Here is a 23893-nt window from a genome sequence, read left to right as displayed (position 1 = left end):
CTCACTTGGCGATTCAACCCACTTGGCGTTTCAACGTACCAGGCACGGCCGCTTGTTATCGAACGTCCAGCCCGGAATCAAAAACTGCATGGCCACGCTGTCATCCCGCGCCCCCAGGCCCATGCCTTTGTACAGTTCATGAGCTTTGGCGACCTGATCCATGTCCAGTTCCACCCCCAGCCCCGGTTTCTGCGGCACCTGCACGCAACCGTCGACGATTTGCAGCGGGGCCTTGGTCAGGCGCTGGCCATCCTGCCAGATCCAGTGGGTGTCGATGGCGGTGATCTCGCCCGGCGCGGCTGCCGCGACGTGGGTGAACATCGCCAGGGAAATGTCGAAGTGGTTGTTGGAGTGCGAACCCCAGGTGAGGCCCCATTCGTGGCACATCTGCGCCACGCGCACCGAACCCTGCATGGTCCAGAAGTGCGGATCGGCCAGGGGAATGTCGACCGACTGCAACTGGATCGCGTGGCCCATCTCCCGCCAGTCGGTGGCGATCATGTTGGTTGCGGTTTTCAACCCCGTGGCCCGGCGGAATTCAGCCATGACTTCGCGTCCTGAGTAACCGTTTTCCGCCCCGCACGGGTCTTCGGCGTAGGCCAGTACGTGGTGCTGATCGCGGCACAGGCGGATGGCTTCTTTCAGTGACCAGGCCCCATTCGGATCGAGGGTGATGCGCGCATCGGGGAAGCGTTCGGCGAGGGCCGTGACCGCTTCGATTTCGGCGTCGCCGCTGAGCACGCCGCCCTTGAGCTTGAAGTCCTTGAAGCCATAACGCGCGTGAGCCGCCTCGGCCAGGCGGACCACCGCCTCGGCGGTCATGGCTTTTTCGTGACGTACGCCGAACCAGTCGTTGTCGGCGTCGGGCTCGCTGCGGTAGGCGAGGTCTGTTTCGTTGCGATCACCGACATAAAACAGATAGCCAAGCATCTTCACTTCATCGCGCTGCTGGCCTTCGCCGAGCAGGGCGGCCACCGGCACGTCCAGGTGCTGGCCGAGCAGATCGAGCAACGCAGCTTCCAGGCCGGTGACGGCGTGAATGGTGATGCGCAAGTCGAAGGTCTGCAATCCGCGACCGCCGGCATCGCGGTCGGCGAAGGTCTGGCGTACCTGGTTGAGAATCTTCTGGTAGGTGCCGATCGGGCTGCCGACCACCAGGCTGCGTGCGTCTTCCAGGGTCTGGCGAATGCGCTCGCCACCCGGCACTTCGCCGACGCCGGTGTGGCCGGCGTTGTCCTTGAGGATCACGATGTTGCGGGTGAAAAACGGGCCGTGGGCGCCGCTGAGGTTGAGCAGCATGCCGTCGTGGCCGGCCACCGGAACAACCTGCAGGCTGGTGATGATCGGGGCTTTGGCGGTGTCGTGTGCGGTCATGTCGTTATCCTTTTAAACCAATGATTCAGGCGTGGTGGGGCGCTGGTTTGCCCGGTGCGGTGACGGGGGCGACCTTGGGTTTGTTGCGTGCGGCAAAGACGATGATCGCGGCGATGATCGAGGTCGCGGCCAAGCCGTAGAGTCCGCCCTGGATGGAGCCGGTGCGTTCCTCCAGCAGGCCGAAGGTGGTCGGCGCGACGAAACCGCCGAGGTTGCCCACCGAGTTGATCAGCGCGATGACACCGGCGGCGATGCGTGCGTCCAGATAAGCCTGGGGAATCGGCCAGAACAGCGACGAGGCCGATTTGAAACCCAGCGCCGCAAAGCAGATCGCGACGAAGGCGAAGACCGGCCCGCCGGTGGTGGACATGAACATCCCGGCAGCGGCGATCAACAGGGCCGCGGCGACCCAGGCTTGCTGATGCTTCCACTTGGCCGACAACGAGGCGAAGGCATACATGCCGACAATCGACAGCAGCCACGGAATCGAGTTGAACATTCCGACCTGGAAGTCGCTGAGGTCGCCCATCTTCTTGATGATGCTCGGCAGCCAGAAAGTCGCGGCGTAGATGGTCAGCTGGATAAAGAAATAGATCAGGCAGAACAGGATGATCTGGCGGTCCTTGAGCAGCTTGCCCAGTGACGGCTTGATCGGTGTGGCGGCTTCGCGGGCCAGTTGTTCGTCGTCGATGGCCTTGACCAGCGCGTCCTGCTCGTCGCGGCTCAGCCATTTGGCATCGTGGGGTTTGGAGTCGAGCCAGAACCAGACAAAAACACACAGACCCACCGAGAACATGCCTTCGATGAAGTACATCCATTGCCAGCCATGCATCCCGAGTCCACTGATTTGCAGCAGCAGACCGGACAGTGGGCCGGAGATCAGCGAGGCGATCGCCGAGCCACTGAGGAAAATCGCAATCGCCTTGCCACGCTCCACGCCAGGCAACCAGCGGGTGAAGTAGTAGATCACCCCGGGAAAGAACCCGGCCTCGGCCACGCCCAGCAGAAATCGCAGGATGTAGAAGTGGGTTTCGTTCTGGATGAACGCCATGCCCGCGGCGACCAGGCCCCAGGTCAGCATGATGCGAGTCAGCCAGATGCGGGCGCCGACTTTTTGCAGAAGGATATTGGAGGGCACTTCGAACAGTGCATAGCCGATGAAGAACAGGCCGGCACCCAGACCGTAGGCGGCCGCGCCAATGCCCAGGTCGTGTTCCATGTGGGCGCGGACGAAACCGATGTTCACTCGATCAATGTAATTGACGATGAACATGATGACGAACAGCGGCAAGACGTGACGTTTGACTTTGGCGATGGCGGACTTCAGCGCTGAATTGGCGTCGTCGTGCATCCCGGAGACGGATGTATTCACTGCGTTTTCTCCCACTCGTTATTTTTATGCGGGGTGAAGCTGAGTGCTGCGTTGTTGATAGACATCATACAACTAGGTTTTTTGATCTTGCAACCGCCTTTGTCCAATGAAATGGCGCTGAATTAGAGATTTTTTATTCTGGTGATGGTGGCGGGTGGCCTTTAAAACAAATCGATATGGGCTGGTTGTTGAGTGTTGTCATACAAGTTGAGCGAGATTTTTCAGGATTCCCGCCCGGCGCGGTGCTACGATTCGATAGCCCTGATTTCCGGACACCTTCATGCAAGAAGACCTCGAAGCACCCGCCCGCAAGCGCAGCCACAACCTGGCCCATGACCTGGTGGAGAAACTGACCCAGCGCATCCTGCTGGGCCAGATACTGCCCGGCGACAAGCTGCCGTCGGAAAACACCATCGTTCAGGAACACGGGGTCAGTCGCACGGTGGTGCGCGAGGCGATCTCGAAGTTGCAGGCCTCGGGGCTGGTGGAAACCCGGCATGGCATTGGCACGTTCGTGATCGAGCGCGCACCGGAGCAGGGGCTGCGGCTGAATGTCGACACGGCGTTGGGGGTGCGCAGCATTCTGGAGTTGCGCATGGGCCTGGAAACCCAGGCGGCGGCGCTGGCGGCAACTCGCCGCACCGATCTGCAACTGGCGCAGATGCGTGAAGCGCTGGACGATTATCAAAGCCTGCTGGCCAACAACGACAGCTGTGTCGACGCGGACCGGCGTTTTCATCTGCTGATCGCCGAAGCCACCGGCAACGTTTGCTTCACCGAAATCATGCAGCACCTGGGCAGCGCCATGATCCCGCGCACCCGGGTCAATGCGGCCGAGCGGGGGGCCGTGGACTTGAGCAAGCTCGGCGAGCTGGCCAATCTTGAGCACGAGGCGATCCTCAATGCCATCAAGCGCCAGGACCCGGACGCGGCGCGGGCGGCGATGTGGTTGCACCTGACCAACAGTCGTGACCGGTTTTCGGCCAGCTGATCGTCAGTGACACCGCGTTATCGTTCATCGCGGGCAAGCCACGCTCCCACAGGTTCTGGGTCGTGCTCAGGAACCGCGGCAACCATAAAACCCTGTGGGAGCGGGCTTGCCCGCGAAGGCGTCAGGCCAGGCGGCGCAAAACATGGATCAGACCCGAGCAACCTGAACAACCACAGCCCGCCGCTCCAGATTCAACGCCAGCACGCTCGCCAACACCACCAGCCCACCCACCACGATCATCAACGTCGGCCGTTCGCCTAGCGCATAAGACGCCATCACCATCGCCGTCGGCGGCGTCAGATACAGCGTCATGGTCGCCCGGCTCAAATCGACATGCGCCAGCACATAGGCCCAGGCCAGGTACGCCAGGGCACTGGGGAATATCCCCAAGGCAATCACCGCCCACTGCACGCGCATCGGCGCCAGGGCGACTTGATCCACAAGGCCGGGCAGAAAAATCAGCAACAGCACCGTACCGGACCACACCGTGTAGCACACCAGCGTCAGCCCGTCGTAACGCCCGGTGTGATGTTTTTGCAGGGCAAAGTAGAGGCTCCAGGACACCGCCGCCAGCAGGATCAGCAAGCCATGGGCGTCAATGCTGCCCAGGCCATGATCGCCCGCCACCACTATTACCACGCCAAACAACCCGAGCAGCACACAACCCCAGCGCCACAGGCTCACCTGATCCTTGAATACGAAGCGTGCGATCAATGTGCTGAACAGTGGCGTGGTCTGGGCCAGGACGCTCGAAGCGCCAGCGCTGACTCCCTGCTGCCCGAAGTTGATCGCCACGTGATGCAGGCTCACGGCAAAGAAACCCAGGCCGAACATCAGCGGCAAGTCTCGCAGGCTGGGCAGGCGGATGCCTTTGATGACCGCGACCACGGCCATGAACACGGAGGCCAGCAGGAAGCGCAGCAGTGCCAGGTGTACGGGGTCGTAGGCCTGCAAGCCGATATGAATGCCGGTCGGGGAGTATCCCCAGCACGCCACGACAAATGCCATGGCCAGAATGATTTTCCAGGGTGAAACGGGGGAGGGTGTGAGCGGCGTCATGGTCGTGCACCTGTGGGCTGATGCACGGAGTATCAGAAAGCCTATCGTTCGCCACAACTGACTTATACTGCGCTAATCGTTCACTATTGGTGATGTATGGAGCTGGCACAGATTCGCATGTTCAAGACCGTGGCCGAGGTCGGCAGCATTGCCCGCGCAGCGCAATTGCTGCATTGCGTGCCGTCCAACATCACGGCACGGATCAAGGCCCTCGAGGCTGAGCTGGGTGTCGCGCTGTTCCTGCGCGAAGGCCGAGGGCTGCGCATCAGCCCGTCGGGGCAGACCTTCCTGGCCTACGCCTCGAAAATTCTCGCCCTGACCGTCGAGGCCAAGCGGGCGGTCGACCCTTCGGCCGAACCCTCAGGGCCGTTGCGCATCGGCGCCATCGAATCGTCGGCCACCGGGCGTTTGCCGCGCCTGCTGGCGAAATTCCACAAGCGTTTCCCGCAGGTGGCGCTGGAGCTGACCACCGGCACCTGGAGCCAGTTGCTCGACGACACGCTCAATCACAAGCTCGACGGCGCCATTGTGGCGGTGGATGTCGAACGTTCGCACCTCAAGCGCACGCCGATGTACCGCGAAGAGTTGCTGCTGATCGCCTCGACATCCCTGGGGCCGTTGCGCAGCGTGACGGACCTGCATGACAAGACGATGTTCCTTTGGCCTCAGGGCTGTCCTTACCGGGCGGCGATGGAGCATTGGCTATTGCGAAATGGGTTGGCGCTGCCGATTGTCAGCCTGGCCAGCTATGGCGCGATTGTCGGTTGCGTCAGCGCCGGGGCCGGTGTGGCGCTGGTGACTAAAGGGGTTTTCGATCAATACGCCAAGGGCGCCGGGTGCGTGGCGTTTGAGTTTCCCGAACTGACGGCCATCGAGAGCCTGTTCTACTGGCACGAAAACGCCGGGGTGCACCCGGCGCGTGAGGCGTTCGTGGCGATGCTCCGCGAGGAATTTGCGTAACGCAGTACCTGTGGGAGAGCCTGTGGGAGCGAGCTTGCTCGCGATGACGGAGTGTCAGTCGCTAACAATATTGACTGATACACCGCTATCGCGAGCAAGCTCGCTCCCACAGGGTTGTGTGTGTATTTGAAGGTCAGTTCACACCTACGTCCCGCATCAACAACCCAAACTGCAGATCCACCGCATCCGGTATCGGCAAATACACCCTATGCCCATCCCCCGGTGCAACGTCGATCGCTCCACCCTTGGCGTTCTGCAACTGATGCAGATCGAAGTGGAAGTTGCCCTTGGGCGTCATCAGCTCCATGTGGTCGCCCACGCCGAAGCGGTTTTTCACCTTGACCTCGGCCAGGCGATCCCGGCGCTGTCCGGTCAGCTCACCGACAAACTGTTGCCGTTCCGACACCGAGCTGCCGTTCTGGTAGTTCTGGTATTCGTCATGCACATGCCGGCGCAGAAAGCCTTCGGTGTAGCCGCGCTGGGCGAGGGATTCCAGGTCGGTCATCAGGCCGCGGTCGAAGGCCCGGCCCGCCACTGCGTCGTCGATGGCCCGGCGATAAACCTGGGTGGTGCGCGCGCAATAAAAGTGCGATTTGGTCCGGCCTTCGATTTTCAGCGAGTGCACGCCCATCTGCGTCAGGCGTTCGACGTGCTGCACGGCGCGCAGATCCTTGGCGTTCATGATGTACGTGCCGTGTTCGTCTTCGAAGGCAGGCATCTGTTCGCCGGGACGATTGGCTTCCTGCAACAGGAACACCTGATCGGTGGGCGCGCCGATGCCCAGGGTCGGTTCGGGGTCGAATGTCTGCACGATTTCGCCCAGCTGGGTTTCCGTGGCCGGCTGCGCCGAATATTTCCAGCGACAGGCATTGGTGCAACTGCCCTGATTGGCGTCGCGCCTGTTCATGTACCCCGACAGCAGGCAGCGCCCGGAATAGGCCATGCACAACGCGCCATGCACGAACACTTCCAGTTCCATGGCCGGCACTTGCCCGCGGATCTCGGCGATCTCTTCCAGCGACAGCTCCCGCGACAGGATGATCCGGCTCAAGCCTTGCTGCTGCCAGAACTCGACACTTGCCCAGTTCACGGTATTGGCCTGCACCGAAAGGTGGACCGGCATCTGCGGGTAGTGCCGGCGCACCAGCATGATCAGGCCGGGGTCGGACATGATCAGCGCATCGGGGGCCATGGCGATCACCGGTTCAAGGTCCTTGAGGAAGGTCTTGAGCTTGGCGTTGTGCGGTGCGATGTTCACCACCACGTAGAAGCGCTTGCCCTGCGCCTGGGCCTCGCGAATGCCGAGGGCGAGGTTGGCGTGGTCGAATTCGTTGTTGCGCACCCGCAGGCTGTAGCGCGGCTGGCCGGCGTACACGGCATCGGCGCCATAGGCGAAGGCATAACGCATGTTTTTCAGGGTGCCGGCGGGGGCGAGCAGTTCTGGCGCGGTGAGGTTCATGGTGGATTCGTCGCAAAAGCCGCGCAGGGTAAACGCCCCGTGCCAAGCGTTTATTGACCTGGATCTATGTCTGATCAACAAAGAGATGGCACTCGCGCGAGCCGTAGCGGACTAAACATCAGGGCGCAAGTTTTTCGTCCCGGCAGGCATGGATCGAATATGAACGAAGAAACCCTGAAAGACAGATCGCTGACCATCCTTCTGGCCCTGGTGAGCGTCGCCTTCATCTGGATCCTGCTGCCGTTCTACGGCGCCGTGTTCTGGGCGGTAATCCTCGCCATCCTCTTTGCTCCGCTGCAACGACGGCTGCAGCTGAAGTTCGGCTGGGAGCGCAACCTCACGTCACTGCTCACGCTGAGCATCTGCCTGTTGATCGCGATCCTGCCAGTGATAGTCCTCAGCAGCCTCCTGGTCCAGGAGGGGGTTGCGCTCTACAAGAACATCGAGAGCGGCGAACTGGACATCGCCGGGTACGTGACGCAGTTCAAGCACATCCTGCCGCCGTATTTCCAGCACCTGCTGGATCGCTTCGGCATGGGCGAGTTGAACGGGCTGCGAGAGAAAATCGTCAAGAGTGCGATGACCGGCGGGCAGGAACTGGCCGCCAAGGCCTTCATTTTTGGCCAGGGTACGTTCGAGTTCATCGTCAGTTTCTTCATCATGCTGTACCTGCTGTTCTTCTTCCTGCGCGACGGCGCGGAACTGGCGCGCAAGGTGCGTACGGCGGTGCCGTTGGAGGAACAGCAGAAACGTCGTTTGCAGCTCAAGTTCAATCGCGTGGTACGGGCTACGGTCAAGGGCAACCTGCTGGTGGCGATCACACAAGGCGCGCTGGGTGGCTTGATTTTCTGGTTCCTGGACATTCCCAGCGTATTGCTCTGGGCGGTGTTGATGGCGTTTCTGTCGCTGTTGCCGGCGGTGGGGGCGGGGATTGTCTGGGTACCGGTGGCGGCGTTTTTCCTGCTCACCGGGGCGATCTGGCAGGGCGTGGTACTGGGATTGTTCGGGATCTTCGTGATCGGCCTGGTGGATAACGTGCTTCGACCGATTCTGGTGGGCAAGGACACCCGGATGCCGGATTACATGATCCTGATCTCGACCCTCGGCGGCCTGGCGATTTTCGGGCTGAACGGCTTTGTCATCGGCCCGTTGATCGCGGCCCTGTTCATGTCCAGCTGGGACATTTTCATTGAAACCAAACCGCGGGTGCAGCTGCCTTAGGCGCTGAGCCTGCCGGACTGGCCGGAGCCGATGCGTTGCGACAGTTCACGGGCGGCGGGCAGCGAAGTGAGCGGGCCGCTGATCTGCACACCGTCCTGCACCAGATACCAGCAGGCGAGCATGCCCAGCTCTCTGAGCTGTGCGGGGACGGCGCTGCCGATAACGGACATGATCTGAACCTGGGACATGACAAGTACCTCCATCAATCTGTGGAGCTACTTTAAGGTCCGGGTGCCTCGATGAGTAATCAACGCTTTCAATAGTGGTCATTGATGCCAGCGGGGGCAAACGACCGTTGGTCGGTCAGCTGACCACCTGATCGAGCATGTTCACCACTTCCTGCTCGTTGAGCAGGCCCTTGCGCACCAGGTTTTGCGTCAGCAGCGAGAGAAACTTGGCGCTGCGATGACCTTCCAGGTGCTTGAGTTCGGTCAGTGCGTTGTACACCTTGCTGGAGGTGCACAGACCGACGATGCGGTGCGGGTTTTGCGTTGGCATGTGGTCGTCCTTGTTGTTATCGACTTGTTTTCGACGGACAGCACCGAGCTTGGGCAACTGTCATGACAAAAATATGACCGTTCAATGCCGCACGGCAGAAAATCGGTCGAGTCCATCTTGCCAACTTTTGTCGCGCGCACTGTCCCGATAACGACCTTGGCGAGATTTATCCAGACCTGCACCGACAAGCAGGCACTGGCCCGGGTCAAGTTCCTCGACCAGGCCGGTTTCTCGCAACTGATGCTGGCTCGCGAGCTGAGCCTGCAAGAGATCCGCGTCATCGCCGGTGAAACCAGCGCGGCCATCGAAGTCTTTAGCCGCGGTGCTTTGTGCGTGGCTATCTCCGGGCGGCGCAACATCTCCCGCGCCCGTATTCGCTTTATCCCCCCTTCAAACTCCCCTTGGCGAGATGGCAGAACTGTCAGATCTGCTAGTTGGTTGCCTCTGCAAAGCGCTCTAGAGTGAAAAAAAAACGTCGCCCGAGCCAGGTGTCCGGGCATTTTTCGCAGTGTCGCCAAGCCGTATCAGTGCGAGTGAATCTGCTGCTTGCAACCGAGCCTGATGACTCAGGGAGAGACACGATGCGCCCCCCGACCCTCGCGACAATTCGCCAGTTGTGGTTGATCACTCTACTTGCCCTTGGTGTTACGCCGCCGGGTTTTGCCCAGTCGGAACCAGCCAATGTGAGTTCATTGCTGACACTGGAGCAAATGAGCGCCAATGCGGCCGTGAGTCGCAACGCCAATCCCTACCTCAAGCGCCTCATCGACGACAGCCAAAGTGAAGTAATTACCCTGGCCCGGGGGCACGGACAGTTTGTGCTGGATGAACAGCAATGGCTGGATATCCCGCTGGAAACGGGGGTGACCGTGCGGGCGAGGAAGCTGCACTACACCATCGAGTCGGGAATGGGCGTGTGGGTCGGTGAAGTCCAGTCCGACGACCTGCGCCAGCGCCGGGGGCAGCCGACGGTGGACCTGTCGCGGGAGGTGGCGGTCGATCCGCAGAACCTCGCGGTGCTGGTGCGCAACGGCGAACGGATTACCGGGACGGTGAGTGTGGGGGGGCGGCAGTATCAGATTGAGCCGGTGGATAAGGGGCAGGTTGCGATTACTCGGATCAAGCCATCGGACAATGGCAAAGATCAGGACGATTCACCCACCGAGGTCACGAAGCAGACCTCGACCCAGTCAGGCCAAACTGCGCAGCGTAGCTCTCAACAACCCATTCGAATTCTGACCGTCTACAGCAACGATGTGAAAAACGCTTATGCCGACCCCGTGGCGCTGGGTATTCAGCGTTTCGAACATTTCAAGGAAATTGCCCGGGCCAGTGGCGTAACGGTTGTTTATGAAAATGCCGGTGTTGAACACCTTCCTTATGATGAGTCGTCGTTTCCTGGTTGTGATCAACTTCAATGCATGAACAATCAATTGTCTGAGGTCAGGCGCAACAGTGCGAGCGCGCAACAACAGTTTAAGGCCCATGTGGTGATGGGGGTGGTAGCAAAAAAACTCACCAGCCGGGGTTGCGGACTTGCCGGGGCCATTGGCGCCGACAGTGTCACTAGCAGTGTTGGCTATGCCTGTGCTGGGGAAAGCGGTACCTATGCCCATGAATTGGGCCACGTGATTGGGGCGCATCACAGCGGAATGACAACCCCTTTTGCGTACTCCAGCGCGTTTTGCCAGAACAGTGTTACCCCCAATTGGCAAACCATCATGGCCTACTGCGATTCCGGCGGGCGGAAAATCAACCTGTTTTCCAATCCCGAGCGAACCTATGAAGGAGTTCCAATGGGGGTGGCCGATCGGCATGATAACGCTCGCTCGATCAATAACTGGTACCCCACGCTCGTCGGTCTGTTTCCTCCCCCGGACAACAGTGCCCCACCCATCGCCAGCGGCTTCGTGGAACTGGGCCAGAAAGAGCTGCCGTTTTCCGCCGAGAGCGCAATCCTCAACGGCGCCGCTTCGCGCAACCCTGGCAGCGATGCCATGCGCTATGAGTGGACGCAGACGGCGGGCGTACCGGCGGTGACGATCGACAACAGCCAGTCGATGAAAGCCACGGCAAACTTCTCCGAGGTGTCGGTGCCCACCGATTACCGGTTCCGCCTGACGGTGGCCAATGCCACCGGGCACGTGGATGCCACCGAAGTGGGTGTACGCGTTTACCCCCGTGACATTGGTGCGGCGTGCGACAACGTTGCGGCCTGGGACCCGGAGCAGACTTACTCGATTGCCGGTGAACAAGTCAGCTATCAAGGCAGTCTGTACCGTTTGCTCACCCAGCCTTCGGGGAATTTTACCCGGCGGCCGCCGGCGGTCTGGTCGGGGCTGAGCGCACCGATGAATTGGGCCTTGGTGAAAGCCTGCAACGCGCCACGCACCCTGGAGCAACGCCTGGCGACAGTGGATGCCTGGGCCTTGACCAATGGCGCCACGCCGGTGACCAGCGGCTTGCAGGAGCAATTGCGCAACCTGCTGGTGCAGCAACAATTCACCTGGCCGCCCGCAGAGGCGGCGGGGCGCATGCGGCCCATCGCGTTTGAATCGAAAAACTGTGTTGTTCGCGACCCAGCCAACGCCGGCCGGCTGGTCCTGCAGGAAGCCTGCAATGAAGAGCGCGCCGGCCGTTGGCTGCTCGATGGCAGCGGCCGGTTGCACAGCATGGACGATCCTGGCCTGTGCCTGATCAACAATGGCAATAACCAGCGGGTGACCCTGACGCCTTGCACCGACGCCAGCACACCATGGATCAGTCTCAAGGACAATGTCAGTGATTACCAAATGGTCAGTGGGCAGTCGCTGCTGAGTAACTTTACGCTCAACATGACGAGCGCGAACTACGGTGATTTCCTGGCGGACGACGGTAATCAGAACCTGATCGTCAAGACCCGCACGCAAAGCAATTCCATACGCTATGCCACTTTCGGCAATATTCCTCAGGACAGCAGCCTGCTGCTGGCCCATGCCAAGGCCCAGACCTTGACGGCGATCGGCCGCGTGCTGGACGGTCAGGGTGTACCGGGGACGGCGCCGCCGATGCCACCGCAGATCATTGTCAGCGGTCCGACCACTGCCGAGGCCTTGGAGCCTGTACTGCTGGACGCCAGCCAGTCGAGTTCGATCAACCCAGGGGCCAGCGACCTGCAATACATCTGGCAGGCGCCACCGGGCATATCGGCGCAAACCGATGGTGCACAATTGCGCTTTACCGCGCCCACCGTCACCAGCGCCACGCCCTTCGTGTTCAACCTGGCGGTCAGCGACGGTTTGGTGCAAGCACAAGAGCAGCATACGGTGACCGTTGCCCGCCAGGGTCACAGTGATCCTGAGGGTGAGTTGAGCCTGCCGGCAGAAGTGCTGGAAAAAAACACCGTGACCTTCACCGCCAATGTGCATTCTCCCGGTGGCCTGCCGTTGACCTACGTCTGGCAACGGCCCATCGGCTTCACCGGAACGGTGGGCAACACCCCCACCGTCACCCTGACCGCACCCGCTGTCGCGGCGGATACTCCGGTGGTGGTGGAAGTCACGGTCACCGACAGTGAAGGTGGCTCCCTGACGCTGCGTGGCACGGTGCTGGTGAAAAAGGATACGCAGATGACCGGTGGTCGAATTGACGGTCCCGCCGAAGTCAATAGCGAGGAGTCAGTCACCCTGCAGGCGTATGTCAACAACCCGCAGAATCGTCCGTTGACCTATGTCTGGACGGTGACCTCCCCAGCCACTGGCCAGTTCGAGATCGTCGGGCCGAGCGATCAAAGGGATATCCTCATCAAAGCACCGCGTATAACGGACCCCACTAAATACAATGTCGGTCAGGTGCGAGTACTTGTCAGGGATGGCGTCAGCTTTGCTTCTATCCCTAACAGGGCGCTCAAGATTAATGCCCTGGAGTTGCCACCGCTGATAGGACGCCTGATCATGCCGTCGATGGTCAATGTCGGCGATGTGTTCGTACCGAGAGTGGTGCTAGACAATGCTGATGGTCGAGAGATCAGTTACACATGGTGGGTTAATGACGACTATTTTGAATTACTGTCATCCGATCCCAAACAGCCTACTGCACAGATCAAAGCGACCCGCTCCAGTAACAATGCTGGTCTGGTTATCGAAGCCAGGGTGAGCGACGGGACAGGCCGGATCACGCGGTACAATACCCCAAGGGTGGTGGTTTACGAACCCAAGGGCACCAACCCGCCCCAAGGCCAGGTCGAAGGCCCCCTGGAAGTGGCCTCCGGGCAGCCGGTCAGTTATCGCGCCGTGTTTTCCTCACCGGTGGGCAATCCGTTGAGCTACGCCTGGGTCAAGGGCTCGCTCATTGGCGCCACGCCCAACAGCGCGGAGCAGACCTGGACCGCGCCGGTTGTCACCACCGATCAGGTGATCACTGTCCGCGTCACCGTCACCGATAACGCCGGCAACGCCAACAGTCATGCCATCGCCGTGGTAGTCAAGGCACCCGGAGACAACCCACCACCGCAACCACCGGTAGGGCGGATCATCAGTGACGACACGGTAGAAAGTGGTGCCCAGGTGCCGTTCAGTACCGACGCCATGTCGACCGTCACCGGTAGTGCCAAACCGTGGCGGCGCTTGCAGCCCTGCTCGTCATAACCATCCTGCAAATGGGGAGCCTGCCGTCCCTGGCGCGCAGGTTCCCTTTCTGGCGATCACTAATGGCCCTTTCGATCCCTTTTTTTGGCACAACCCCCCACTATGCTCCAGCGCCGGCCTCGGCAAAAATCTGACCCAATTGGCCGATTCGAGCACGCGCAGGCGTATTACAAAGACAATCCGGATACTCGGCCCTTGGCTATCGTTCAACTCGCCGTTTATAGAATCAAAAAAAGCCCCGCTGTTTCAGCGGGGCTTGATGAAGTCGTTACCAGCGGCCGTGTCGCGGGCCGTAGTAGCCGCGTGGCGGGCCGTAGTAACCACGGGGTGGCCCATAGTAAACCGGGGCCGGGCGGTAGTAGATCGGTTGCTGCACGTACACCGGGGCCGGCTGATAGTAAACCGGGGGCGGTGGCGCGTAGTAAACCGGAGGCGGCGGGGCGTAGACCGGTTGCGGCGCGACATAGACCGGGCGGTTGGCGTTGATCAGAGCCGAACCTACGATGGCAGTACCGACGATCGCGCCAAACACCGCCGGACCCTGCCAGTAATTACCACCACCATGGGCTTGCGCCTGTCCCGTGATAGCGAGGGCGCCGATCAGCAAGGCTACTGTGGGGATTTTACGGATCATGATAGTTCCTCGGTTCTTCAGCCCGGCGCCTGTGTCTGCAATAGACCCAGGGATTGTCGCGGGGATACTTCTAAGACAGCTTTTTTTCGAAAAACAGCACGGCCGCCAGGTAAATTTTGTGTAAGGTCTGTACCGACTTTCTTACCGACCTGTTTAAGCCTGTGCGTCCAGGCTTTCATGATCGATCAGATCCCGATGGACGGCTAATCCCGTCCATCCGAAAAGTGCATTTGAAGGAGCTTTGCCATGCAGATGAACCCCAACAAAGACACCCAGCTGTGCATGTCCCTTTCAGGGCGCCCCGGGAACTTTGGCCTGCGTTTTCATAATCATCTGTATGAACAACTGGGCCTGAACTTCTACTACAAGGCCTTTGCCAGCCAGGACCTGCCGGGCGCCGTCGCCGGCATTCGCGCCCTGCGCATTCGTGGCTGTGGCGTGTCGATGCCGTTCAAGGAAGCCTGCATTGCCCTGGTGGATGAACTCGACACCTCTGCCGCCGCCATTCAATCGATTAACACCATCGTCAACACCGACGGTCATCTCAAGGCCTACAACACCGATTACATTGCCGTGGCCCAGTTGCTGGAAAAACACCAGGTGCCCAAGGACTCGACCTTTGCCCTGCGCGGCAGCGGCGGCATGGCCAAGGCCGTGGCGAGCGCCTTGCGCGATGGCGGTTATGAGAACGGCCTGATCGTGGCCCGCAACGAGCGCGCCGGGCAGGCGCTGGCGCAGTCGTTGGGTTATGAGTGGCAGGCAGAGCTGGGCAGTCGTCGCCCACAAATGCTGGTCAATGTCACCCCGATCGGCATGACGGGAGGGCCGGAGGCCGAGCAACTGGCCTTTGAGGGTGATGTGATCGAAAAAGCGGAAACCGTCTTCGATGTGGTGGCGATTCCCTCAGAAACGCCGCTGATCGTGCGTGCCCGTGCCGAAGGCAAGCGGGTCATCACCGGGCTGGAAGTGATCGCGATCCAGGCGCTGGAGCAATTTGTGCTCTATACCGGTGTACGGCCGACGGATGAGCAATTCCAGAAGGCCGTGGCGTTTGCCCGCAGCTAGGAGGTGTCCATGCATCCCCCCATTCTCAATTTGAACACTGTCGAGCTTGAACCGCTGCCCGAAGCGTTTGCGCCGAGCGGTGAAACCGCCGGTCGCTATCAACAGCGCCAGGCCCGAGTCGGTCAGCAACTGGGGGCGCAAAAGCTGGGATATCGCCTGTATGTGCTGGAGCCGGGCATGCGCGGCAGTCCGTTTCACAGCCATCGGGTCAATGAGGAAATGTTCTACGTCGTGGCCGGGGAAGGGCAGGTGCGCCTGGGAGACGAGCGTTTTCCAATCCGCACCGGTGATGTGATTGCCTGTCCACCGGGGGGGCCTGAAAAGGCCCATCAGATCATCAATACCAGCAACGGCGAGTTGCGGTATCTGGCCGTCAGCACCCAGCAATCGCCGGAGATCTGCGAATACCCGGATTCCGGCAAGTATGCCGTGATGGATGACTTCAAGGTCGATGCCGAGGGCAATGCATCGGGATTTGTTGCGGTGGCCCGGCAGGCCGATGGGGTGGATTACTGGGACGGGGAGTAACTCAAAGCCCTTCAGTGTCAATCACACATGTCAGCCAGCCCATAGATCCACTGTGGGAGCGAGCCTGCTCGCGAAAACGTCGGCACATCCAGCATTGATGTGACTGATAATCCGCTTTCGCGAGCAAGCTCGCTCCCACAGGTTCTGTATCAATCACACATGTCAGTTCGTCCACAGATCCACTGTGGGAGCGAGCCTGCTCGCGAAAACGTCGGCACATCCAGCATTGATGTGACTGACAAACTGCATTCGCGAGCAAGCCCGCTCCCAGAGGTTTTGTGTCAATCACACATGTCAGTCAGTCCACAGATTCACTGTGGGAGCGGGCTTGCCCGCGAAAGCGTCGGCACATCCAGCATTGATGTGACTAACAATCCGCTTTCGCGAGCAAGCCCGCTCTCACAGGTTCTGTATCAATCACACATGTCAGTCAGCCCACAGGTTTTGTGCCAGGCAAACATCCAGGCTATTCGAGCCGGGCCAACCGCTCTTCCAGCGCCGCAATCCGCGCTTCCAGTTCTTCGATCCGTTCTACCGAAACCCCGTTGTTGCCACGTTCGACCGGGTTCTGCCGTGCCGCCATGATCGCCTCGATATCCGCCGGGTCGCCCAAGGCGTGGGTATAGCGGTCTTCGCGCTGGCCGGCCTGACGCGGTATCAGCACGGCCAGGCCCCGGGCAATCAGGCGTTCGAGTTGATGCACGACCTGTTCGGCGTCTTCGAATTCATGCATGCGGCCGCTGCGGGTCAGCAGCTCATTGACGGTCTGCGGGCCGCGCAGAAACATCAGCCCGGTCAGGATCACCTGCGCCGGCACCAGTTCCAGGGCCTTGTCGACCTTGTGTTCCCAACGATCGGCACGGCTGCCCATCACCAGCCTGGCGAAGCCGCGCCCTTCGAGCGCGCGCAGGCTCTGGCCGACCTGGCCCGGCGTCAGGTTCATCACCGGCTCGCGGCTGGTTTTCTGATTGCAGGCGATCACCAGGGCATTGAGGGTCAGGGGATAGGTTTCCGGGCTGGTGGCCTGTTTCTCGATCAACGAACCCAGAATGCGAATTTCCGTACTGTTGAGCCGCGGTTCGTCGAAAGTCGTCTCTTGCTCAGTGCTCATGGTTCTGCATCCTTAGCTGATTCATGTTTTTCACTTGCGTGAGCGCACTTTGACATCGCCCGTTCGGACTAGGCAAGGCTAACGATTCTGCCGCGTCCCGCTGGCGCCAGACTTCATGCTCAAAGGGGTGTTGCGCCACGCGCGCCCCGCCAAACGAGCAGAAGGCGCCGCGATGGAGTTTGCATTCAGCGACGAACAGGAAATGATCCGCGCATCGGCCGAGGGCTTCCTCGCCGATGTCTCGGATTCTGCCGCCGTGCGCGCGGCAATGGTCAGTGAACGGGGTTTTGACGAAGCCCTGTGGCAGCGGTTGTGCCAGGAAATGTACTGGCCCGCCATTCATATCCCCGAAACCTACGGTGGCCTTGGCCTCGGCTTTGTCGAGCTGACGATCCTGCTGGAACAGATGGGCCGGCGTTTGCTGTGCTCGCCGTTTTTCGCCACCGCCGGCATGGCCACGCCCGCGCTGTTGCTGGCCGCCGATGATGAACAGAAACAGCGCTGGTTGCCGTCGATTGCCGAAGGCAGCGTGACCGCGACCCTGGCGTTCAGCAGTGCCAACGGCTGGTCAGCCGACGATGTCCAGGCAACCGTGGTGGCCGAAGGCGACGGGTTCATCCTCAACGGCACCCTCAAGCATGTACTCGACGGCCATGGCGCTGATCTGTTGATCATTGCCGCACGACAACCCGGAACCACTGGCGAAAAGGGCATCAGCCTGTTTGCCGTGAACGCCGCAAGCGCAGGCATCACGCGGCAGATGTTGCCGACCATGGACCAGACCCGGCGCCAGGCGCGGATCCAGCTCAAGGGCCTGTACCTTGAAGCTGACGCGCTGCTGGGTGAGTTCGGTCGCGGCTGGCCGCACCTTGAGCGCGTCCTGCAACTGGCCTGCATCGGCCTGGCTGCCGAGCAGACCGGCGGCGCGCAGCAGGTGCTCGATCTCAGCGTGGCCTACATGCAGGAGCGCCAGCAGTTCGGGCGCCCGATTGCCAGTTTCCAGGCCCTCAAACACCGCGCCGCGGACATGATGCTGCAAGTCGAGTGCGCGCGTTCGGCCAGTTACTACGCCGCGTGCGTGGCCCAAGAGGTACTCGACCCCCAGGGTGATCCGCAGGTCGCGGCCCAATTGCCGCTGGCGGCGGCGCTGGCCAAGGCGCAGTGCTCCGAGACCTATTTTCACTGCGCGTCCGAATCGATCCAGTTGCACGGCGGCGTCGGTTTCACCTGGGAATACGACCCGCACCTCTACTTCAAGCGCGCCCGCGCCAGCGAGAGCTTCCTCGGGCTACCGGCCTGGCATCGCGAGCGCATTGCTTCGGTGATTCTTGGAGAGCAGCCATGAAAATCAGTTTCAGCGAGCAGGACGAATGCTTCCGCCAGGAAGTGGCCGACTGGATGAGTGCCAACCTTTGCGGTGAGTTCGAGGCCCTGCGTTTTCGCGGCGGTCCGGGCGACGAGCACATGTTTCCCGAAGAGCGCAAAGCCTGGGAACGCAAACTCGCCGAAGGCGGCTGGACCTGCGTCGGCTGGGCGCCGGAGCATGGCGGGCGTGGCTTGTCGATCACCCGGCAAGTGATTTTCCACGAAGAATATGCCCGCGCCGGCGGTCCCGGTCGCATGGGCCATATCGGCGAAGGGCTGGCCGGGCCGACCATTGCCGCGTTCGGTACGGTCGAACAGCAACAGCGCTTTTTGCCGGGAATCGTCAGCGGCACGTCGTTCTGGTGCCAGGGCTATTCGGAGCCGGGCGCCGGTTCCGACCTGGCCAACGTCAAGACCCGCGCCACGCTGGATGAGGCGAGCGGCCAATGGGTGATCAATGGCCAGAAAGTCTGGACCTCCCTGGCCCACGAATCGGACTGGTGCTTTGTCATCGCCCGCACCGAACCTGGCAGCGTCGGCCATCGCGGCCTGTCGTTCCTGCTGGTGCCGATGGCCCAGGCAGACATCACCGTGCGGCCTATCGAGCAACTGACCGGCACCTCGGAGTTCAACGAAGTGTTCTTCGACGATGCCCGCACCGACGCCGCCAATATCATCGGCGCGCCGGGCGACGGTTGGAAGATCGCCATGGCGCTGCTGGGTTTCGAGCGGGGTGTGTCGACCCTCGGCCAGCAGATGCAGTTTCAGAACGAACTCAACGAAATCATCGCCATCGCTAAAGCCAACGGTGCCGACCGCGATCCGATCCTGCGCCAGCGCCTGGCCGAAGCCTGGAGCGGGTTGCGGATCATGCGCTACAACTCGCTGCGCATGCTTTCGGGTAGCCAGGACGGGTCGCTGCGCAAGGAGGCGACCATCTACAAGCTGTTCTGGTCGACCTGGCACGCCAGCCTCGGCAAGTTGGCGATGGATGTGCTCGGCGCCGAAGCGGAGTTGCTCGAAGCGGCGCCCTACCAACTGACCCGTTTGCAGTCGCTGTACCTGTTCAGCCGCGCCGACACCCTGTACGGCGGCAGCAACGAAATCCAGCGCAACATCATCGCCGAGCGTGCCTTGGGCATGCCCAAAGAGCCGCGTCCGCGCGCCTGAAAGGAGAGAGTTCATGTCTGTACCTCAATATGTTGAAGGTCGCGGCCTGCTGCGCGGCAAGTCGGTACTGATCACTGCGGCGGCGGGTGCCGGGATCGGTTTTTCCGCCGCCGTGCGTGCTGCCGAGGAAGGTTGCCGGGCGCTGATGATCAGCGATATCCATGAAGGCCGGCTGGCCGAAGCGGTGCTGAAAATTCGCGAAACCACCGGGCTGCAACAGGTCTTCGGCCAGGTCTGCAACGTCGCCGACGAAGCCCAGGTGCAGCAGCTGATTGCCTGCGCCGAACGTGATCTGCAAGGCGTCGACGTGCTGATCAACAATGCCGGCCTCGGCGGCTCGCGCCTGCTGGTGGAGATGGGCGACGAAGAGTGGAACCGGGTGCTGGATGTGACGCTCACCGGCACCATGCGCATGACCCGCGCCATGTTGCCGAAAATGATGGAGCGGCGTGCCGGGGTCATCGTCAATAACGCCTCGGTGCTGGGCTGGCGCGCACAGAAAGAACAGTCGCATTACGCCGCGGCCAAGGCCGGCGTCATGGCGCTGACTCGCTGTGCAGCGGTCGAGGCCGCCGACTACGGCATCCGCATCAACGCGGTCAGTCCGAGCATCGCCCTGCACGATTTCCTGCGCAAATCCGCGCCCCAGGCGGTGCTCGATCAACTCGCCGCCAACGAAGCCTTCGGCCGCGCCGCCGAAGTCTGGGAAGTGGCCAACGTGATGATGTTCCTGGCCAGCGACTACAGCTCCTACATGACCGGCGAAGTGTTGTCGGTATCCAGCCAGAGGGCGTGACCATGCCACGTATTTTCGAGACGCCGATGGCCCTGTTCGAGGCCGTTGGCCAATCGCTCGGCGTCAGCGACTGGCTGCTACTGGAGCAGGACCGCATCGACCGGTTCGCCGACGCCACCGGCGATCACCAGTGGATTCACGTCGATCCGCTCAAGGCCGCCGATGGCCCGTTTGGCGCCTGCATCGCCCATGGCTACCTGAGCCTGTCACTGGTCAACCTGTTCCTGCCGCAGATCGTCGAAGTCCGTGGCCTGGCCATGGGCGTCAACTACGGTTGCGAGCGGGTGCGCTTCCCTTCGGTGGTGCGCGTCGGTTCGCGGGTACGCGGCAGTGCGCAATTGATCGCGGTCGAGGAAGTGAAGGGCGGCGTGCAGGCGACCATCCGCGTCAGCGTCGACATCGACGGCCAGGAACGTCCAGGCGTCGTGGTCGACACCATCAGTCGCTATTACCCGGCCTGACCTTCAACAGCATTTTCGAGGAATCCAGCATGAAAGAAGCCGTCATCGTTTCGACCGCCCGTACTCCGATCGGCAAGGCCTTTCGCGGTGCGTTCAATGACACCGAGGCGCCGCAACTGGGCGGCCACGTGGTGCGCGAAGCCGTGCGTCGCGCCGGCATCGAGCCGGGTGAAGTGGACGACGTGATCATTGGCGCCGCCGCGCAGCAGGGTACGCAGTCCTACAACCTGGGGCGCCTGTGCGCGATCGCCGGCGGTTTGCCGGCATCGGTTGCCGGGATGGCCGTCGAGCGCCAGTGCTCGTCGGGCCTGATGAGCATCGCCATGGCCGCCAAAGGCATCATGTGCGACGAAATCGACATCGCCGTGGCCGGTGGCCTGGAGTCGATTTCCCTGGTGCAGAACAAGCACAAGAACCTCTATCGCAACCAGTCGGCTTCGGTGATCGAGCTGGACCCGCGCGCCTACATCCCGATGATCGAAACCGCCGAGATCGTCTCCGCACGTTATGGCATCTCCCGCGACGAGCAGGACGAGTACAGCTACCAGAGTCAGCTGCGTACCGCACAGGCCCAGAGCGCCGGGCGCTTCGACCGCGAACTCGCGCCGCTGGCCAGCCGCAAGGCACTGTTCGACAAGGCTACCGGCGAATCCGGTTATGAATCCGTCACCTTGCTGCGCGACGAGTGCAACCGCATCGACACCACCCTCCAGAGCCTGAAAGCGCTGGAGCCGGTATGGCCGGGCGGTCAGTGGAGCGACAAGGGGCGTTTCATCACCGCTGGCAATGCTTCGCAGTTGTCCGACGGTGCGTCGGCCTCGGTGTTGATGAGCGCGAAAATGGCCGAGAAGCGTGGCCTGGAACCGCTGGGGATCTATCGCGGCATGGCCGTCGCCGGCTGCAATTCCGACGAGATGGGCATCGGCCCGGTCTACGCCATTCCCAAGCTGCTCAAGCGCCACGGCCTGACCATGGACCACATCGGCCTCTGGGAGTTGAACGAAGCGTTCGCCTGTCAGGTGCTGTACTGCCGCGACACCCTGGGCATTCCCGACGAGCGCCTGAACGTCAACGGCGGGGCGATTTCCATCGGTCATCCGTTCGGCATGTCCGGGGCGCGGATGGTTGGACATGCGCTGATCGAAGGCCAGCGTCGCGGTTTGCGGTATGTGGTGGTGAGCATGTGCATCGGTGGCGGCATGGGTGCCGCCGCCCTGTTCGAGGTGGTCTGAATGATCAGCGCAGAGCAGATCCAGGCGACCATGGCGCGTTATGTGGAGCTGGTGGATGCCGGCGACATCGAAGGCATCCTCGCGCTCTACGCCAAAGACGCCACCGTTGAAGACCCGGTCGGCCACGCGCCGTTGCAGGGCATCGACGCCATCGCGCGTTTTTATCGTGAGGGGCTGGGGGCGATGAACGTCTCGGCAACCCGGACCGGCCCGGTGCGCGCGACGCTCAACGGTTGCGGGGCGATGCCGTTCCGGGTCGACATGGAGTGGGGCGGGCAACCGTGTTCGCTGCATGTGATCGACGTGATGGAGTTCGATGCCGACGGCAAGATCCGCTCGATGAAAGCCTACTGGAGTGAAGTTAACGTAACTGCGCGAGGTGAAGCATGAACCTGGAACAACGGATCGCCCGCCTGGAAGCGCTGGAGGACATCCGCCAGCTCAAGCATCGCTACCTCAATGCCTGCGACCTCAAGCAGGTCGAGGTAATTGCCGACTGCTTTGCCGACGGTGAAGTGCTGATCGATTACGGTCCGTTGGGGGTCTTTCGTGAGCGCGACAGTTTTGTCGCGCTGTACCGCGAACTGGCCTGCCATGCGCGGGTGATCGACCTGCATCATGGCGCCAACCCGGAAATCGAGGTGCTGGGCGAGGATCAGGCCCAGGGCCGTTGGGCCCTGTGGTATTTCAACCTGGATGGCGAGAGCGGGGCGACGCGGCAGTTGGGTGGGTTCTATCAGGACCGTTACCAGCGTATCGCCGGCCAATGGAAGATCGTCGCCACCCGTTTTATTGCTCACTCGGAAGTGGCGCGTTCCTGAGGTGGCCCCTGTGGGAGCGAGCCTGCTCGCGATGGCGGCGTGCCAGGCGACATTGATGTTGGATGTTCCGGCCCCTTCGCGAGCAAGCTCGCTCCCACAGTTTTTGTGGTGAACCTGGTACTTGCAACCCCCCAATCCCCTGTGGGAGCGGGCTTGCCCGCGAAGGCGGCGTGTCAGGCGACATCAATGTTGGATGTGCCGACCTCATCGCGAGCAGGCTCGCTCCCACAGTTTTTGTGGTGAACCTGGCATTAGCGTACAACCCCATTCCCCCTGTGGGAGCGAGCCTGCTCGCGATGGCGATAAGTCAGGCAACATTGATGTTGGATGTGCTGACAGCCATATCCGCATTCTGTGTCCGGCCGGTTTCGTAGTACGCCTTGAGATTCTCCGCAATCTGCCTCACGACCTTGTCGAAGGCCTTGGCCAGCAACCACTCTGCCAACCTGCCACCGCGCAGGCTGTAACGCATTTGCAGGGTGATGCGGGTCGCGTTGCCTTCAGCTTGCAGGGCATAACTGAAACTCGCCTCGCGAAACGGAAAGGGCGAGTCATTGCCGCCCTTGTGCAACCGCAGCACGAACCCCGTGCCGTCGCGCCACTGCACCACGCTTTCATCCAGATACTGAACGCCCTTGCGCAACACCCGGCGACTGGTGCCGACACCCTCCGTTGCGCCTGGATGAAACTGGCAACCGGTCAGGCCCGGTACGTAATACGGAGCGAGGCTCAGGTCGCACAGTTTGGCCCAGGCGGCTTGTTGGGTGAGGTTCAGTACAACGCTGTGGCTGGCTACGGGCATGTCGAAAGTCCTCTTATGAATGGGATTGTGCCGCGTCGAGAAACGCCGGTCGCTCGCCGGCACCGTGCACCGCGATGTCCGCGCCGCTGACATAACGGGCCAAAGACGACGCCAGGTACAGGCAGGTATCGCCAATGTCCTCCGGGGTCGCCAGGCGTTGCATTGGAATGGTCGCCGCCACCCGGGCAATGCCCGCGTCGTCACCATAATGCATGGCCGCCTGCTCGGTGAGAATCAGCCCGGCGATCACCGCATTGACCCGCACCTTCGGCGCCCATTCCACCGCCAGCGAGGTGGTCAGGTTCAGCAGACCGGCCTTGGCCGCGCCATAGGCGGCGGTGCCGGGGGA

Annotated in this window: 23 protein-coding genes and 1 pseudogene; 14 read left to right on the top strand and 10 right to left on the bottom strand. The window is 61.4% G+C overall.

Going from position 1 to position 23893, the window contains the following annotated elements; genetic code table 11:
* Positions 1 to 30: 30 nt before the first annotated feature.
* Positions 31 to 1374, bottom strand: a complete 1344-nt coding sequence (gudD, locus tag Q8X48_RS18910; RefSeq protein WP_407801285.1) for a glucarate dehydratase — start codon at positions 1372 to 1374, stop codon at positions 31 to 33.
* A 25-nt stretch (positions 1375 to 1399) separates the two neighbouring features.
* A complete protein-coding gene (locus Q8X48_RS18905; RefSeq protein WP_095967448.1) occupies positions 1400 to 2746 on the bottom strand; it encodes an MFS transporter in 1347 nt (448 codons plus the stop codon).
* A 280-nt stretch (positions 2747 to 3026) separates the two neighbouring features.
* On the opposite strand from Q8X48_RS18905, the gene Q8X48_RS18900 reads away from it, so the two are divergent.
* Positions 3027 to 3737 (top strand): FadR/GntR family transcriptional regulator, encoded by a 711-nt coding sequence (locus Q8X48_RS18900; RefSeq protein WP_407801286.1) that lies wholly within the window; start codon positions 3027 to 3029, stop codon positions 3735 to 3737.
* 147 nt (positions 3738 to 3884) lie between these two features.
* Here Q8X48_RS18900 and Q8X48_RS18895 read toward each other — a convergent pair whose 3' ends face one another.
* Entirely contained in the window at positions 3885 to 4796 is a 912-nt protein-coding gene (locus Q8X48_RS18895) for a DMT family transporter (RefSeq protein WP_407801287.1), read from the bottom strand.
* Between the two features lie 96 nt (positions 4797 to 4892).
* On the opposite strand from Q8X48_RS18895, the gene Q8X48_RS18890 reads away from it, so the two are divergent.
* Entirely contained in the window at positions 4893 to 5756 is an 864-nt protein-coding gene (locus tag Q8X48_RS18890) for a LysR family transcriptional regulator (protein WP_015094235.1), read from the top strand.
* A gap of 133 nt (positions 5757 to 5889) precedes the next feature.
* On the opposite strand, the gene trhP is transcribed toward Q8X48_RS18890, so the two are convergent.
* On the bottom strand, positions 5890 to 7215 hold the full coding sequence (trhP, locus tag Q8X48_RS18885; RefSeq protein ID WP_407801288.1) for a prephenate-dependent tRNA uridine(34) hydroxylase TrhP: 1326 nt from the start codon (positions 7213 to 7215) through the stop codon (positions 5890 to 5892).
* 159 nt (positions 7216 to 7374) lie between these two features.
* Between trhP and Q8X48_RS18880 the strand changes: the two genes are divergently transcribed.
* The gene (locus Q8X48_RS18880; RefSeq protein WP_095967443.1) at positions 7375 to 8436 is read left to right on the top strand and encodes an AI-2E family transporter; all 1062 of its coding nucleotides are present in this window, start codon (positions 7375 to 7377) and stop codon (positions 8434 to 8436) included.
* On the opposite strand, the gene Q8X48_RS18875 is transcribed toward Q8X48_RS18880, so the two are convergent.
* Positions 8433 to 8624, bottom strand: coding sequence for a hypothetical protein (locus Q8X48_RS18875; protein WP_102674556.1), 192 nt, complete (start codon positions 8622 to 8624; stop codon positions 8433 to 8435). The genes Q8X48_RS18880 and Q8X48_RS18875 overlap by 4 nt on opposite strands.
* A 115-nt stretch (positions 8625 to 8739) precedes the next feature.
* Entirely contained in the window at positions 8740 to 8934 is a 195-nt protein-coding gene (locus Q8X48_RS18870; protein ID WP_095967441.1) for a hypothetical protein, read from the bottom strand.
* Positions 8935 to 9108: 174 nt separating this feature from the next.
* On the opposite strand from Q8X48_RS18870, the pseudogene Q8X48_RS18865 reads away from it, so the two are divergent.
* Together Q8X48_RS18865 and Q8X48_RS18860 are read left to right on the top strand one after the other, a co-directional pair.
* A pseudogene (locus Q8X48_RS18865) lies at positions 9109 to 9306 on the top strand (U32 family peptidase); the annotation flags it as partial.
* A 209-nt stretch (positions 9307 to 9515) separates the two neighbouring features.
* Positions 9516 to 13559 (top strand): PKD domain-containing protein, encoded by a 4044-nt coding sequence (locus Q8X48_RS18860; protein ID WP_407801289.1) that lies wholly within the window; start codon positions 9516 to 9518, stop codon positions 13557 to 13559.
* Positions 13560 to 13827: 268 nt separating this feature from the next.
* On the opposite strand, the gene Q8X48_RS18855 is transcribed toward Q8X48_RS18860, so the two are convergent.
* Positions 13828 to 14193, bottom strand: a complete 366-nt coding sequence (locus Q8X48_RS18855; RefSeq protein WP_015094239.1) for a hypothetical protein — start codon at positions 14191 to 14193, stop codon at positions 13828 to 13830.
* A gap of 246 nt (positions 14194 to 14439) precedes the next feature.
* Between Q8X48_RS18855 and Q8X48_RS18850 the strand changes: the two genes are divergently transcribed.
* Positions 14440 to 15258, top strand: a complete 819-nt coding sequence (locus Q8X48_RS18850; RefSeq protein WP_102674557.1) for a shikimate 5-dehydrogenase — start codon at positions 14440 to 14442, stop codon at positions 15256 to 15258.
* Positions 15259 to 15267: 9 nt separating this feature from the next.
* Positions 15268 to 15786: a cupin domain-containing protein gene (locus Q8X48_RS18845; protein ID WP_407801290.1), complete on the top strand. Its 519-nt coding sequence runs from the start codon at positions 15268 to 15270 to the stop codon at positions 15784 to 15786.
* 466 nt (positions 15787 to 16252) lie between these two features.
* Here the strand turns inward: Q8X48_RS18845 and Q8X48_RS18840 are convergent, their stop codons facing one another.
* A complete protein-coding gene (locus tag Q8X48_RS18840) occupies positions 16253 to 16897 on the bottom strand; it encodes a YceH family protein (protein WP_407801291.1) in 645 nt (214 codons plus the stop codon).
* Between the two features lie 172 nt (positions 16898 to 17069).
* Here Q8X48_RS18840 and Q8X48_RS18835 point away from each other — a divergent pair, with 172 nt between their 5' ends.
* Genes Q8X48_RS18835 through Q8X48_RS18805 form a run of 7 tightly spaced genes read left to right on the top strand, consistent with a single transcriptional unit; the run spans position 17070 to position 22742 of the window.
* A complete protein-coding gene (locus Q8X48_RS18835) occupies positions 17070 to 18242 on the top strand; it encodes an acyl-CoA dehydrogenase family protein (protein WP_407801292.1) in 1173 nt (390 codons plus the stop codon).
* On the top strand, positions 18239 to 19432 hold the full coding sequence (locus Q8X48_RS18830; RefSeq protein ID WP_407801293.1) for an acyl-CoA dehydrogenase family protein: 1194 nt from the start codon (positions 18239 to 18241) through the stop codon (positions 19430 to 19432). The genes Q8X48_RS18835 and Q8X48_RS18830 overlap by 4 nt, the downstream gene beginning before the upstream one ends.
* A 13-nt stretch (positions 19433 to 19445) precedes the next feature.
* The gene (locus tag Q8X48_RS18825; RefSeq protein ID WP_015094245.1) at positions 19446 to 20228 is read left to right on the top strand and encodes an SDR family oxidoreductase; all 783 of its coding nucleotides are present in this window, start codon (positions 19446 to 19448) and stop codon (positions 20226 to 20228) included.
* A 2-nt stretch (positions 20229 to 20230) separates the two neighbouring features.
* A complete protein-coding gene (locus Q8X48_RS18820) occupies positions 20231 to 20689 on the top strand; it encodes a MaoC family dehydratase (RefSeq protein WP_217835804.1) in 459 nt (152 codons plus the stop codon).
* A 29-nt stretch (positions 20690 to 20718) separates the two neighbouring features.
* Entirely contained in the window at positions 20719 to 21921 is a 1203-nt protein-coding gene (locus tag Q8X48_RS18815; protein ID WP_407801294.1) for an acetyl-CoA C-acyltransferase, read from the top strand.
* Positions 21922 to 22311: a steroid Delta-isomerase gene (locus Q8X48_RS18810; RefSeq protein WP_407801295.1), complete on the top strand. Its 390-nt coding sequence runs from the start codon at positions 21922 to 21924 to the stop codon at positions 22309 to 22311.
* Positions 22308 to 22742: a nuclear transport factor 2 family protein gene (locus tag Q8X48_RS18805; protein WP_095967433.1), complete on the top strand. Its 435-nt coding sequence runs from the start codon at positions 22308 to 22310 to the stop codon at positions 22740 to 22742. The genes Q8X48_RS18810 and Q8X48_RS18805 overlap by 4 nt, the downstream gene beginning before the upstream one ends.
* Positions 22743 to 23049: 307 nt before the next feature.
* Here the strand turns inward: Q8X48_RS18805 and Q8X48_RS18800 are convergent, their stop codons facing one another.
* The gene (locus Q8X48_RS18800; RefSeq protein ID WP_407801296.1) at positions 23050 to 23544 is read right to left on the bottom strand and encodes an SRPBCC family protein; all 495 of its coding nucleotides are present in this window, start codon (positions 23542 to 23544) and stop codon (positions 23050 to 23052) included.
* A gap of 13 nt (positions 23545 to 23557) precedes the next feature.
* Positions 23558 to 23893, bottom strand: a 336-nt coding sequence (locus Q8X48_RS18795) for an SDR family oxidoreductase (protein WP_407801297.1), incomplete at its 5' end; no start/stop codon positions are given.

Origin of the sequence: Pseudomonas sp. QLc11A (assembly GCF_052112305.1) — a bacterium.
GTDB classification, from domain to species: Bacteria; Pseudomonadota; Gammaproteobacteria; order Pseudomonadales; family Pseudomonadaceae; genus Aquipseudomonas; species Aquipseudomonas laurylsulfatiphila.
The sequence above is the reverse complement of the archived record's forward strand: the minus strand, read 5'-3'. Positions and strand labels throughout refer to the sequence as shown.

What these genes read in the sequence shown, in the direction of transcription:
- gudD (WP_407801285.1), bottom strand. Translation starts at nt 1,374, where the DNA reads ATGACCGCACACGACACCGCCAAAGCCCCGATCATCACCAGCCTGCAG.
- Q8X48_RS18900 (WP_407801286.1), top strand. Translation starts at nt 3,027, where the DNA reads ATGCAAGAAGACCTCGAAGCACCCGCCCGCAAGCGCAGCCACAACCTG.
- Q8X48_RS18895 (WP_407801287.1), bottom strand. Translation starts at nt 4,796, where the DNA reads ATGACGCCGCTCACACCCTCCCCCGTTTCACCCTGGAAAATCATTCTG.
- Q8X48_RS18890 (WP_015094235.1), top strand. Translation starts at nt 4,893, where the DNA reads ATGGAGCTGGCACAGATTCGCATGTTCAAGACCGTGGCCGAGGTCGGC.
- trhP (WP_407801288.1), bottom strand. Translation starts at nt 7,215, where the DNA reads ATGAACCTCACCGCGCCAGAACTGCTCGCCCCCGCCGGCACCCTGAAA.
- Q8X48_RS18880 (WP_095967443.1), top strand. Translation starts at nt 7,375, where the DNA reads ATGAACGAAGAAACCCTGAAAGACAGATCGCTGACCATCCTTCTGGCC.
- Q8X48_RS18875 (WP_102674556.1), bottom strand. Translation starts at nt 8,624, where the DNA reads ATGTCCCAGGTTCAGATCATGTCCGTTATCGGCAGCGCCGTCCCCGCA.
- Q8X48_RS18870 (WP_095967441.1), bottom strand. Translation starts at nt 8,934, where the DNA reads ATGCCAACGCAAAACCCGCACCGCATCGTCGGTCTGTGCACCTCCAGC.
- Q8X48_RS18860 (WP_407801289.1), top strand. Translation starts at nt 9,516, where the DNA reads ATGCGCCCCCCGACCCTCGCGACAATTCGCCAGTTGTGGTTGATCACT.
- Q8X48_RS18855 (WP_015094239.1), bottom strand. Translation starts at nt 14,193, where the DNA reads ATGATCCGTAAAATCCCCACAGTAGCCTTGCTGATCGGCGCCCTCGCT.
- Q8X48_RS18850 (WP_102674557.1), top strand. Translation starts at nt 14,440, where the DNA reads ATGCAGATGAACCCCAACAAAGACACCCAGCTGTGCATGTCCCTTTCA.
- Q8X48_RS18845 (WP_407801290.1), top strand. Translation starts at nt 15,268, where the DNA reads ATGCATCCCCCCATTCTCAATTTGAACACTGTCGAGCTTGAACCGCTG.
- Q8X48_RS18840 (WP_407801291.1), bottom strand. Translation starts at nt 16,897, where the DNA reads ATGAGCACTGAGCAAGAGACGACTTTCGACGAACCGCGGCTCAACAGT.
- Q8X48_RS18835 (WP_407801292.1), top strand. Translation starts at nt 17,070, where the DNA reads ATGGAGTTTGCATTCAGCGACGAACAGGAAATGATCCGCGCATCGGCC.
- Q8X48_RS18830 (WP_407801293.1), top strand. Translation starts at nt 18,239, where the DNA reads ATGAAAATCAGTTTCAGCGAGCAGGACGAATGCTTCCGCCAGGAAGTG.
- Q8X48_RS18825 (WP_015094245.1), top strand. Translation starts at nt 19,446, where the DNA reads ATGTCTGTACCTCAATATGTTGAAGGTCGCGGCCTGCTGCGCGGCAAG.
- Q8X48_RS18820 (WP_217835804.1), top strand. Translation starts at nt 20,231, where the DNA reads ATGCCACGTATTTTCGAGACGCCGATGGCCCTGTTCGAGGCCGTTGGC.
- Q8X48_RS18815 (WP_407801294.1), top strand. Translation starts at nt 20,719, where the DNA reads ATGAAAGAAGCCGTCATCGTTTCGACCGCCCGTACTCCGATCGGCAAG.
- Q8X48_RS18810 (WP_407801295.1), top strand. Translation starts at nt 21,922, where the DNA reads ATGATCAGCGCAGAGCAGATCCAGGCGACCATGGCGCGTTATGTGGAG.
- Q8X48_RS18805 (WP_095967433.1), top strand. Translation starts at nt 22,308, where the DNA reads ATGAACCTGGAACAACGGATCGCCCGCCTGGAAGCGCTGGAGGACATC.
- Q8X48_RS18800 (WP_407801296.1), bottom strand. Translation starts at nt 23,544, where the DNA reads ATGCCCGTAGCCAGCCACAGCGTTGTACTGAACCTCACCCAACAAGCC.